Below are 12,477 nucleotides of genomic sequence, written 5' to 3' on the forward strand. Positions count from 1 at the left end.
AAAGAATCAAATTTTCCTGCTTTTTTTATTCTGTTTATTAGGAAAATAAAATGAAAGACTCCCTATATAAGTTGAACTAAAGATGTTTACACGGAGCACTCCGACGACAGAATAACCTTCCCATCGCTGTTATCCCCGGATTTTTTTGATTCCCTTTTCTAAAGGGAAAAATCCGATGATAAGCTTATGCTTCCGATGTAGCTTTCTTGCAGAAAGCTTTTAGCCGACCGCTTCGCTTTTTCAGGTTTTTTCTTTCCTCTCCGTTTCTGTGTAAATAAAAATAGTTCAACTAATATAGATCCTGATGAACTAAAATTATTTCTTGTCCTAATTTTGTATATGAGAATCCCATCCCACGGTATAAATTTTTTTTAACTCGATTCTAATTTAGAAAACACAAAAAAATAGAGAATGTTTCACGTGAAACATCCTCTATTTCCATCTGGTCATTCAACATGTTATTTTGTTTTTGTCCCTATGTCACAATACTACACGAGTGGAGTTTTAAGTGGTGTCCCCGGTTTACGTGGATACTTATGTGGTGTCTTGTCAAACTTCTGAATCAAAATAATATGACGTTCTGATTCCTCCACCGGCAGCTGGAATGGATGAACAGCCTTCACCCGTCCTTTCAGCTGATTAAAGCTGAACTCTGCTTCCTTCATTTCATCCCGCGGGTCTCCGCCCTTCATTGCAGCGAACATACCACTTTTACGTACAAAGGGAAGGCAGAATTCATTCAGTACCGCGAGCTTGGCTACCGCCCGTGCAGTAACCAGATCATAGCTGTCTCGATATCCTTCTTTGCGGCCTAGCTCCTCAGCACGACCATGGATTAATTCGACCTGCTCCAGACCAAGTGTATCCACTACATACTGTAAGAAACCAATCCGTTTATTCAATGAGTCGATGATTGTAAGCTGAATATGTGGAAAACAAATCTTAAGCGGGATTCCCGGGAATCCTGCTCCTGACCCGATGTCAGCCAGTTTGTTTACTTTGTTCATATCCGTATAAAACGCTAACGATACCGAATCATAAAAATGTTTGGTATATACCTGCTCACGATCCGTGATGCCGGTAAGATTCATTTTTTCATTCCAGGAGACAAGTTCTTTATAATACAATTCGAACTGTTCCAGCTGGAGTTCTCCCACTTCCAAGCCATGCTCCTTCAAGCGTTGTTGCAACTGCTGTTGAATATCGTCCATTATTGTCCCCTTGCTGCGGTAACGCGGTTATAATGCTCAAGATAGACAAGCAAGATAGAGATATCAGCAGGCGTTACACCCGCAATACGAGACGCCTGACCAATGGAGATTGGGCGAATTTTCGCCAGCTTCTGCTTGGCTTCCATCGCAAGACCATGAATCTCATCATATACGATCGTGTCTGGAATTTTCTTTTTCTCCATTTTCAGCAAACGTTCCACGTGGATCAATTGCTTCTCAATATAACCCGCATATTTAATTTGAATTTCGACTTGTTCCTTCATATCAGCAGTCAATTCCACCTCGGAAGGAGATACTTGCTCAATCCAGTCATATCCAATCTCCGGACGACGCATCAGGTTCAGCAATGTGCTTCCATCCTGAATCGGTGTAGAACCAATCTCTTCAAGTTTGGCATTAACTTCAACAGGACGTACCTTTGCATCTTTCAAACGTGCAATCTCCTGCTCGACTTTCGCCTTTTTATCCAGGAAAGATGCATACCGATCCTCGGTAATCAGTCCAATGTCATGACCAATTTCGGTAAGGCGCATATCTGCATTGTCATGACGGAGCAGCAAACGATACTCGGCACGAGAGGTCAACAAACGGTAAGGCTCATTCGTGCCTTTAGTAACAAGATCATCAATGAGTACACCGATATAACCTTGGGAACGATCAAGCACAATAGCCTCTTTGCCCTGCACTTTACGTGCTGCATTGATACCAGCCATGACCCCTTGTCCTGCCGCTTCCTCATATCCGGATGTACCATTGATCTGACCCGCTGTGAACAATCCAGGTAGACGTTTTGTTTCCAGAGATGGCCACAATTGTGTTGGAACCATCGCATCGTATTCAATTGCGTAACCGTTACGCATCATCTCGACTTTTTCCATACCCGGAATCGAACGAAGAACAGCCAGTTGTACATCCTCTGGCAGACTTGTAGATAAACCCTGTACGTAATACTCCGATGTATTTTTACCCTCGGGCTCCAGGAAAATTTGATGCTTTGGCTTATCGCTGAAACGTACAATTTTATCCTCAATGGATGGACAGTAACGCGGCCCTGTTCCTTCAATCACACCCGAGAACATCGGCGCACGATGCAGATTATCATTAATAATCTGATGTGTTTCCACAGATGTATACGTCAACCAACAAGGTAGCTGCTCATTCGTAGAAGATGTTGTCTCATAGGAAAAGAACTTCGGCTCATCATCGCCGGGCTGAATTTCAGTTTTGCTAAAATCAATTGTATCCTTATGCACACGCGGTGGTGTACCCGTTTTGAAACGTACAAGCTCGAAGCCCAGCTCACGCAGATGCTCCGACAATTTCAGAGATGGCTGCTGATTGTTTGGTCCGCTTTCATACATCAGCTCGCCCATAATGACTTTACCACGCAGGTATGTTCCTGTTGTCAGCACTACAGCTTTGGCACGATATTCTGTACCTGTTTGAGTGACAACTCCTACACACTGACCATCCTCTACGATTAGACGATCTACCATGCCCTGACGCATGGTTAGATTAGATTCTTTCTCCATCGTTTCTTTCATTGTATGCTGATAAGAGAACTTATCCGCTTGCGCACGTAGCGCATGAACGGCAGGTCCTTTACCCGTATTGAGCATTCGCATCTGGATAAAGGTTTTGTCGATATTCCGGCCCATTTCCCCGCCCAGTGCATCTATTTCCCGTACAACGTGTCCTTTTGCCGGCCCACCAATGGATGGGTTACAAGGCATGAAAGCCACCATGTCGAGGTTGATCGTAATCATCAGAGTTTTTGAACCCATTCGGGCCGCTGCAAGAGCTGACTCTACCCCGGCATGTCCTGCTCCAACGACAATAACATCATATCTGCCGCCATCAAAAGCCATGTGTATTACCTCCTTATTTTGCTGTTATCTATATGAAAACCAACACTTCCTGGCAACAACATCATTCCATCCTTTGACAACGGGCAGAAATTGTACCTTCCCATCATACACAACCATTTCATTGAAAGAAACGATCAAATGATTTACTTTCCTAGGCAGAACTGGGAGAAAATCTGATCTATTAATGCGTCATGTGCTGTATCTCCCACGATCTCTCCAAGCTGCTCCCATGCCAAACGAACATCGATCTGGATCATATCAATCGGAACAAACTGATCCGCAGCCTCATACGCATCAATCAGAGATTGCTTTGCCTTTTTCAATAAGGCAATGTGGCGAACGTTACTTACATACGTCAAGTCAGCAGACTCCAGCTTTCCACTGAAAAACAGTGTCGAGATGGCGTCTTCCAATCGATCAACGCCCAGATCATCCTTCACAGACATCGGAACAAGCCGCTCCTCCGGAATGTAACGGAGCAAGACGTCACGGTCAATCTGTGGCGCTAAGTCCATTTTATTCATAATGATAATTGATTGTCTACCGCGGATTTGTTCCAGCAATTCAATCTCATCCTGATGAAGAGGCTCGGCCGCATTCACAACCATCAGAATCAGATCCGCATCATTGACAGCTGAACGTGAGCGCTCGACCCCAATCTTCTCAACAACATCCATTGTCTCCCTAATCCCTGCTGTATCGAGCAACTTCAAAGGGATATTGTTTATTGTAATGAATTCTTCAATGACATCCCGGGTCGTACCCGGAATATCAGTCACAATGGCCCGGTTATCTTGCGCAAGTGTATTCATTAATGAGGATTTACCTACGTTAGGTCTTCCAACGATTGCTGTCGTGATGCCTTCACGTAATATTTTGCCTTGTTCTGCCGTAGTGAGCAACTTATCAATCTCAGCCATAACCTCACTGGATTTTTCTTTTATAAATTCAGACGTTAATGATTCCACATCATGCTCAGGATAATCGATATTTACTTCGATATGAGCCAGTGTCTCTACCAATGTATATCTCAAATCACGCAACTTGGAGGAGAGTTTACCTTCTACCTGCTTCAATGCTACCGAGAAGGCACGATCCGACTTCGAACGAATCAGATCCATGACTCCTTCTGCTTGGGACAAGTCAATTCGTCCATTGAGGAAGGCACGTTTCGTGAATTCACCCGGTTCAGCCAAACGGATGTTCAGCTGCAGTAGCAGATCCATCACCCGCTTAACAGATACGACACCACCATGTGCACTAATCTCAACAACATCCTCTGTGGTGAAGGAACGAGGCGCACGCATCACCGTGACCAATACCTCTTCAATCTTTTCACCATGGCCAGGATCTATAATGTGACCGTAATGAACTGTATGGGAAGGTGCCTGAGTCAAAGGTGTTTTGCTACGGAAAATCTTCTCTGTCTCGGTCACCGCATCCGGCCCGCTGACGCGAATAACGGCTATGCCGGCTTCACCAACCGCCGTAGATATGGCTGTAATCGTATCGCTAATCATTGTGATCTCTCCCTACTCTCTATAATGAAGTTGTCATCCATCCCATTCCGGAGAACGCCAACACATATTCAACTCAATGGGTACACTACTATCGCATATGCTTCGGTACGAAAAAAGCAATGGCTTCTGCACCGGGCAGGCAGCCATTGCGTCATCAATTGCGTGTTATTTCAACGTAATAACCACACGCCGATTGGGCTCTTCGCCCTTACTTAAGGTCTTAATCTGCGGGTGATTTTGCAGTTTGGCATGAATCACTTTACGTTCAAGCGGAGGCATCGGCTCTAGCACAACTTCCTTACCTGTACGGATTGCTTGTCCAGCCAATCGTTCAGCTAGATCTTCAAGCGTTTTCCGCCGGCGCTGACGGAAGTTCTCCGCATCAAGTACGATGCGAACGAAGCTTTCCGAGTACCGATTGGCTACGATATTGGTCAAATACTGAAGAGCATCCAGCGTCTGTCCACGTCTACCAATAATCATGCCGAGGTCTTCCCCGGAAATATTGAAGATGTGACCATCCCGCTGTTTCTTGATATGCACTTCCACATCCAACCCCATACCTGCCGCAACCTCTTTCAAAAACGCAGCCGCTTCTTCATAGGGATTATGGACTGCTACACCCTCAAGTAATGCTTCAATCTCAGGTTCAGGTGTGGCTGGTTTGATCGGCTGCGGTGCAGCTTCGGGTACGGGCAACAAGCTCACTTCAACTTTAGCAGCCTTCACCCCGAACAAACCCAGGAATCCTTTTGACGGCTGCTCTAAAACTTGTATCTCGACCTTGTCCCGGCTCACGCCAAGCTCAGCCAATCCTTGGTTTACAGCATCTTCAACGGTTTTTCCTGACGTAATGACTGTGGTCATTTCGATTTTTTGGCCCCTTTCGACCCTTTCCCAGAGACGGTTGCCTTGCCACCGTTTTTGCGTTTAGCTCCATTTTTGGAAGAGCTGCTTTGCTTCACGTTGACCTCGGCCACAACTTTATCATTATTCCGGTAAAGGAAATAGTTTTGCACGATGGTGTAGATATTACTGTAGAACCAGTAAAGCGGCAACGCTGACGGGAACTGATATGACATAACAAAAATCAAAATCGGATACACCCACAGCATGAACTGCATTGGGCCAATCTGCTGTGCAGGATTCATACGCATCATCATCCACGTTTGAATGAACGTTGTGATGGCAGCCAGCACTGGCAAAATAAACAGGTGATCCGGTGATCCCAGTTGGAGCCACAAGAAATCATGCGTTCTCAGACTGGAGTTTCCGTAAATGGAGTTATAAAGTGCGATGTAAATCGGCATCTGAATGATAAGAGGCAGACAGCCGGCCATCGGGTTAACCTTGTTCTCCTGAAACAATTTCATCGTCTCTTGCTGAACTTTCTCAGGTGTATCTTTATACTTGGCTTGAATCTCCTTCAGCTGCGGCTGAATGGCCTGCATCGCTTTGGAGCTGCGGACCTGTTTCATCGTCAATGGTAAAATCAATGTCCGTACAATAAGCACCATCACCAGGACAGCCAGTCCATATTCACCGCTAAACCAGTTAGCGAATGTATCGAGCGCCAGTGAGAACCAGTACACGACATTGGCTTGCCAGAATGATTCACTATTCTTCAGATCTTCCGTTGTAACCCCTGCACCTTGTGGAGTACATCCGGCGAGTACAGTGACCATTGCAATGACTGCAATGAGGAGAATCCACTTCCCCTTAGATGTCTTCAATCGCGACACTTCATAACCCCTCTCTTAACCATTCCATTCCACCGTAAATCATACCATAATTAGGAGGACAAATAAACCGAAGCTTACCGCTTGCACGACTTCAACAGGGAGGCCTTACGCAGTACATGCAACAGACTTTTTTCCATTTCCTTATAAGGCATGCCTAATGCACCTTTGCGGACGATGAAAATCAAATCCATCTGCGTAACAATCTCTTGTTCATGATGACGTACAATTTCCTTGATCATGCGTCTCATCCGGTTACGCACGACAGCGTTTCCTATTTTTTTGCTACAGGATACGCCCACCCGGAATTGTTCGGTATCTTTACGGCGGCAGCCATACACCACGAATTGATGATTGGCAAACGATTTTCCAAACCGATATACACGGCTAAAATCCGCACGGTTTCGCAGACGCAGTCTTTTATACACGGCGCTTCTCCTTGCTGTCCTTCATCAACGTTATTGACGGAGGTATCATTACTAATTTAGTATAGGCTTTCTTAATCGACGGTAAACCGTCTTGGCGACAACTTGTATATAAGGAAAGTTTCTGAAAAAGAGAAACTTAACCAACAATTATGATTAGCTAACTGGTACGCTTCTTCACAGCTATAAAGCATTGAATTACGCTATATAACCAGCCTGAATAATCCCGTTTTAAGAAAAAAAAGACCACCTCGGTGGTCTTCAGATGCATTAAGCACTCAGGACTTTACGGCCTTTCAGGCGACGTGCAGCCAAAACTTTACGGCCGTTTTTTGTGCTCATTCTTTTACGGAAACCATGAACTTTTTTACGCTTGCTAACGTTCGGTTTGAATGTAGGTCTCAATGTATTGCACCTCCTTACAAGGAAATACTTATGTGATGAATCCTTTTCATCTTCACAGAAAACACCTTTATATATTTAACCACGTCCAATTGGAAAAGTCAACTGAAAAGCGACGCCTCCCTCCCTCTTTTTCATATGCTTTCCAGCGCTCAAAAAACATGCCACTCTATCCTAGAGATTTTCCCCCAATAATACAGCCACAAAATCATCAAAAAAGTTATCCCCAACCTCCGAAAAAGAGCTGATTTCTTCATCTTCTTCCGTTATCCACACTTCTTATAATATGTAATGAAATCTGTATTCCTGTTTTAAGTTATTCACATGTGGATAAAGAATAATAGGTTGAAGTTTGCAAAAATAACGCGTGATGTATCCGCTTCACTGTATAGGTTTACAACGTTTTAAGAAAGGTGTAGGATGGAAATCAGCATCTTGTATACAAGTATACCTTTTGTTTTTTTTACCGTTTTTATTTCGCAAGCAATCGACACTAGATCGAATTGCGATACGAGAGCAGTACACATCAACTCTTGTGTGTACATTCAGTAATTTTGACTTTTCGACAATAGATTGAATTCTGAGGTGTAGCACATTGTGTTATGATTCTAACGTACGAATTACTTAATTTAGGAGCGTTAGCCATATGCAATTTCCATCTTCCTGGCTTCAAGGAGCATCTCGCGGTGAGGCCATAGCTTGCGAATTAAGGCTGAGAATCATCAACGGAACCCTTCGGCCTGGGGAAATTTTGTCGGAAAATCGAATTGCTGCTGATTTTGACAGCAGTCGCTCGCCTGTTCGCGAAGCATTGAGAACGTTGTCAAATGAAGGGCTGATTCGGCTTGAACGGATGGGCGTTGTCATCCTGGGCCTCAATATGAAGGATGTCGAAGAACTGTATGATGTGCGTTTTCTCATTGAAAGCTTTGTACAGCAACGGCTAGCGGCAGATGTGCCTCCAGCGCTAATTACGCAGCTGAGCAATATCATCGACAAAATGCAACTCGCTGGCAAACATCAAGATGCTGTCGAATTTGCTTATCAGGATCTTACGTTTCACGAGGCCATTGTCGAGGCAGCCTCCCATACCCGTATCTCACACCTGTGGAAGAGCATCAGATATGTCGTGATGACGGTCATGCTACTTACTACGCGCAGAGTATTTGCCCAAGGTGAGTCCAAAGTAAGTGCTGTAATTGAAAAACACCGCTCCCTTGCAACTGCTCTGGAATCAGGGGACAAAGCTCTGATCCAGCACGGGGTACGCACATATTTTAAAGACTCTGGCCAAACGTTACACGAAAGCTTTGAATTTTAAACTTGAGTTCTTACAGTATACCGTTGTCAGAAATCTTGGTATTTGTTAGAACCGAAAGCGTTGCGTACAGATTTTCTTATGAGTGACCATAGAGTTGGCAATCAATCCAGCGTCAAGGACGTGAATGATTGCCACATAACTTGTCGACAAGTATACAAAATGCGATTTTTTTCATTTTCCGGACATGATAAGGTAGTTTGCTTCATTACATTGTTATCAGATCATCAAGATGCTAATTTTTTTATCACTGCTTTCATTGTAAGCGTTTATCCCAAGACAAAGGAGTAATTACATCATGAGCACGATTTTCGGATTATCCCATAATGCTACATTGCTGATCTGGACGTTGATCGCCATCATCTTCCTGATCCTCTTAATCTCCAAATATAAATGGAACCCCTTTATCACCCTTTTATTATCTGCATTAATGCTTGGTTTGCTTGCAGGTATGAAGCCAGCTGACGTCATTTCCTCCATTACGGGCGGACTTGGCGGTACTTTAGGCACGATCGCTATCGTCATCGGACTTGGTACCATGCTTGGTAAAATGATGGCTGAATCTGGCGGTGCCGAGCAGATTGCGACGACTCTTGTTGACCGATTCGGTGTGAAACGTGTGCACTGGGCTATGATGATTGTTGGATTCATTGTAGGTATTCCTGTTTTCTTTGAAGTTGGTGTCATTCTAATGATTCCGATCATCTTCACGGTAGCCCGCAAAACCAATATGTCCCTGCTTCAGATCGGTATTCCTATTTTGGCCGGTCTCTCCACAGTTCATGGGCTTGTTCCACCACATCCAGCACCGATGATTGCCATTGAAGCCTTCAATGCGGATCTGGGAAAAACAATTCTGTACTCTTTAATTGTAGGCATCCCTACTGCGATTATTGCTGGACCGGTATTCGGTAAATTTATCGGCAAAAGAATTCACACCGAACCACCAGCTGAACTGGCTGAACAGTTCTCGTCTAAGAAAAACATTAATTTGCCCGGATTCGGCATTACATTGTTTACGATTCTGCTGCCCGTCATCCTGATGCTGATTGGATCCATTGCAAACATCGTTGATCCTGATGCAACAAGTGGGTTTACCGTCTTTAGTGAGTTTATCGGCAATGAGATTATTGCTTTGTTGATCTCTGTTGTCTTTGCCCTCTTTTCACTCGGCTTTGCCCGCGGATTCACCAAACATGAACTTTCACGCTTCACCAGTGAATGTCTGGCCCCAACAGCTACCATTATTCTCATTATCGGAGGCGGCGGTGCCTTCAAACAGGTGCTGATTAATAGCGGCGTTGGTAATGCCATTGCAGAATTCGCCACAAATGCACACATTAATGTCATTTTGTTTGCCTGGCTTGTAGCTGCACTGATTCGTGTCGCTACTGGTTCAGCTACGGTTGCGATGACTACAGCTGCTGGTATTGTTGCTCCAGTACTCGCTCTTACACCAGGAGCTAACATTGAGCTGGTTGTACTTGCCACGGGGGCAGGCTCCCTTGTACTTTCCCATGTTAATGATGCAGGCTTCTGGATGATTAAGGAGTTCTTTAATATGAGTGTTGCTCAGACACTCAAGACGTGGACTGTTATGGAAACACTACTTTCTGTGGTTGGATTGATCTTTATTTTGCTACTAAGTACAGTGGTGTGATTGGACGCTAACATCCTTTTTCTCATATAAAAAATCGAAAGAAGGACGAACGAATGACCAATTATATGATTGGAATTGATATTGGAACAACCAGCACTAAATCCGTGTTATTCACAGAGCAAGGCGAGGTAATCACGACCTCCACTCAGGAATATCCGCTATACACACCTGCTCCGGATGTTGCAGAACAAGACCCGGATGAAATTATGCAGGCAGCCATCCGATCTGTACACGGCGTGATGACCCAGAGCGGAGTCTCGGCTAACCAGATTCTCTTTGTATCCTGCAGTTCAGCCATGCACAGTGTCATCGCCATGGATCAGAACGATCATCCGCTAACGCGCTGCATCACCTGGGCCGATAATCGAAGCGCAGCTTGGTCCGCCAAGCTGCAAGAAAATGGTGTCGGTCATCAAGTCTATTTACGCACAGGCACCCCCATTCATCCGATGTCACCTCTGACCAAATTGATGTGGCTTCGTCATGACGAGCCAGAACTATTCGAACGCACGGCAAAGTTTATTTCGATCAAAGAGTACCTTTTCTTCCGTCTATTTGGGCAATATATCGTCGATCATTCCATCGCTTCGTGTACGGGACTGCTGAATCTAGAGCAACTGGACTGGGATCAGGAAGCACTGGATATCGCAGGGATCACACCGAATCATCTATCGAAGCTTGTACCGACGACTTATACAATAGAGGGAATGCATCCTGAATGGGCTGAAAAAATGGCTCTTTCCCCCTCCACGCCTTTTGTAATCGGCGCAAGTGATGGGGTACTATCCAACCTTGGTGTTAACGCCATCAAACCGGGCATCGTCGCCGCAACCATCGGAACGAGTGGAGCCATTCGTACTGTCGTTGATCGCCCTGTGACCGATCCGAAAGGACGTACCTTCTGTTATGCCCTGACGGAAAAACTATGGGTTGTAGGTGGGCCTGTGAATAACGGTGGAATGCTGTTCCGCTGGGTACGGGATGAGTTCGCCGCGTCGGAAGTGGAAACAGCGAAACGCCTCGGCATCAACTCCTACGATGTACTGACCAAAATTGCAGAACGTGTTCCACCCGGCTCCGAAGGGTTGCTGTTCCACCCGTACCTCTCGGGCGAACGTGCTCCACTCTGGAACCCAGATGCCCGTGGCTCTTTTTTTGGACTGACCCTTCATCATAAGAAAGAGCACATGATTCGTGCAGTACTTGAAGGGGTTATTTTCAACCTTTATACCGTTCTGCTTGCCATGGAGGAACAGATCGGGCAACCCACCTCAATTCAAGCGACGGGTGGGTTTGCACGATCGCCGTTGTGGCGGCAGATGATGTCCGACATCTTTAATCAGGAAGTCGTTGTGCCTGAGAGCTTTGAAAGTTCATGCCTCGGTGCCGTTGTTCTAGGCCTGTATGCTACGGGACGAATCAAGTCTCTTGAAGATGTTTCCTCAATGATAGGCACAACTCACCGGCATACGCCAGTCAAAGAACATGCCTCCCTCTATCAGGAGCTGCTGCCGATTTACATTCGCATTTCACGTAAACTTGAAGAGGAATATGCAGACATTGCAGAACTCCAACGCAAAATGTCTATGCTTCATATATAAGTAGAGGGAGACCCCGCAGCCATAAAACGGCTGCGGGGTCTCCCTCTTTTTGATGTCATTTTGTCTCTACCCATGAGCACATCCATACTTGTGGTCTACCTCAATTATTTCCTCATGGTCACTTTTGATGTAATCAGCCATCCCTTTTTAGTCACTTTATGAGCATTCAGCAATCCAAAACCTCACCTTTTTACGACTTAGCACCTCATGAGGTTGAAAAGGACTAATTACTATTCTTCTCATTTTCCCACTTACTCACTTCAATTCACTTTCAGTTTATCCACAGCGAAGTTATTCACATCGCAAGTCGACTTTTGCACATCATTTAGCATCTTTCGACGGATATCCTGTGTATAAAAGTTTTTGGTGCTTTAGGTCATGCTGTCGAAAATTAAACAATTTATAAACAATATATTGTGTTGTGACTAAAAATTATACACAAGTTATTGAATTTGTGGATAAAATCTCGCCATACGTTGAAATGCGGGGCTTCTTTTGCTATGATTGTATTACTTTTGGATGTGAATATGTGATCTGACCCATAATATTATCAACAGCCTGTGGATAAAGTTGTGAACAATTTTCCGTTGTTCCTTCTTTTTTTGTTTTTGACCTGTGGGGGTTTGGGGATAAATTCGGCAATATATCTCGTATTTCGACACTGCATCATGGCTTAAGCCACACTTGGAACATGTAAAAGGAGTGACAGTCT

General features: G+C 44.8%; 10 protein-coding genes. 3 read left to right on the forward strand and 7 right to left on the reverse strand.

Going from position 1 to position 12,477, the window contains the following annotated elements:
* Positions 1–488: 488 nt before the first annotated feature.
* From rsmG to rpmH, 7 genes are all read right to left on the reverse strand, one after another.
* A complete protein-coding gene (gene rsmG / locus MKY23_RS28540) occupies positions 489–1,211 on the reverse strand; it encodes a 16S rRNA (guanine(527)-N(7))-methyltransferase RsmG (RefSeq protein WP_154960417.1) in 723 nt (240 codons plus the stop codon).
* Positions 1,211–3,100, reverse strand: a complete 1,890-nt coding sequence (mnmG, locus tag MKY23_RS28545; protein ID WP_090923598.1) for a tRNA uridine-5-carboxymethylaminomethyl(34) synthesis enzyme MnmG — start codon at positions 3,098–3,100, stop codon at positions 1,211–1,213. Before mnmG ends, rsmG begins: the two co-directional genes overlap by 1 nt.
* 143 nt (positions 3,101–3,243) lie before the next feature.
* Positions 3,244–4,620 (reverse strand): tRNA uridine-5-carboxymethylaminomethyl(34) synthesis GTPase MnmE, encoded by a 1,377-nt coding sequence (mnmE, locus tag MKY23_RS28550; RefSeq protein WP_090923599.1) that lies wholly within the window; start codon positions 4,618–4,620, stop codon positions 3,244–3,246.
* Positions 4,621–4,785: 165 nt separating this feature from the next.
* Positions 4,786–5,487, reverse strand: coding sequence for an RNA-binding cell elongation regulator Jag/EloR (gene jag / locus MKY23_RS28555; protein WP_154985154.1), 702 nt, complete (start codon positions 5,485–5,487; stop codon positions 4,786–4,788).
* On the reverse strand, positions 5,484–6,362 hold the full coding sequence (locus tag MKY23_RS28560; protein WP_090923601.1) for a YidC/Oxa1 family membrane protein insertase: 879 nt from the start codon (positions 6,360–6,362) through the stop codon (positions 5,484–5,486). The genes jag and MKY23_RS28560 overlap by 4 nt, the downstream gene beginning before the upstream one ends.
* A gap of 74 nt (positions 6,363–6,436) precedes the next feature.
* Positions 6,437–6,787 (reverse strand): ribonuclease P protein component, encoded by a 351-nt coding sequence (gene rnpA / locus MKY23_RS28565; RefSeq protein WP_090923602.1) that lies wholly within the window; start codon positions 6,785–6,787, stop codon positions 6,437–6,439.
* Between the two features lie 267 nt (positions 6,788–7,054).
* Positions 7,055–7,189: a 50S ribosomal protein L34 gene (gene rpmH / locus MKY23_RS28570; protein WP_019914530.1), complete on the reverse strand. Its 135-nt coding sequence runs from the start codon at positions 7,187–7,189 to the stop codon at positions 7,055–7,057.
* Positions 7,190–7,832: 643 nt separating this feature from the next.
* Here rpmH and MKY23_RS28575 point away from each other — a divergent pair.
* From MKY23_RS28575 to gntK, 3 genes are all read left to right on the forward strand, one after another.
* A complete protein-coding gene (locus MKY23_RS28575) occupies positions 7,833–8,507 on the forward strand; it encodes a GntR family transcriptional regulator (RefSeq protein ID WP_339834320.1) in 675 nt (224 codons plus the stop codon).
* A gap of 295 nt (positions 8,508–8,802) precedes the next feature.
* Positions 8,803–10,164, forward strand: a complete 1,362-nt coding sequence (locus MKY23_RS28580) for a gluconate:H+ symporter (RefSeq protein WP_154960412.1) — start codon at positions 8,803–8,805, stop codon at positions 10,162–10,164.
* 53 nt (positions 10,165–10,217) lie between these two features.
* Positions 10,218–11,765: a gluconokinase gene (gntK, locus tag MKY23_RS28585; protein ID WP_253498852.1), complete on the forward strand. Its 1,548-nt coding sequence runs from the start codon at positions 10,218–10,220 to the stop codon at positions 11,763–11,765.
* The last annotated feature ends 712 nt before the right edge of the window (positions 11,766–12,477 follow it).

The organism is Paenibacillus sp. FSL R7-0272 (assembly GCF_037969905.1).
Taxonomy (GTDB): Bacteria; Bacillota; Bacilli; order Paenibacillales; family Paenibacillaceae; genus Paenibacillus; species Paenibacillus polysaccharolyticus.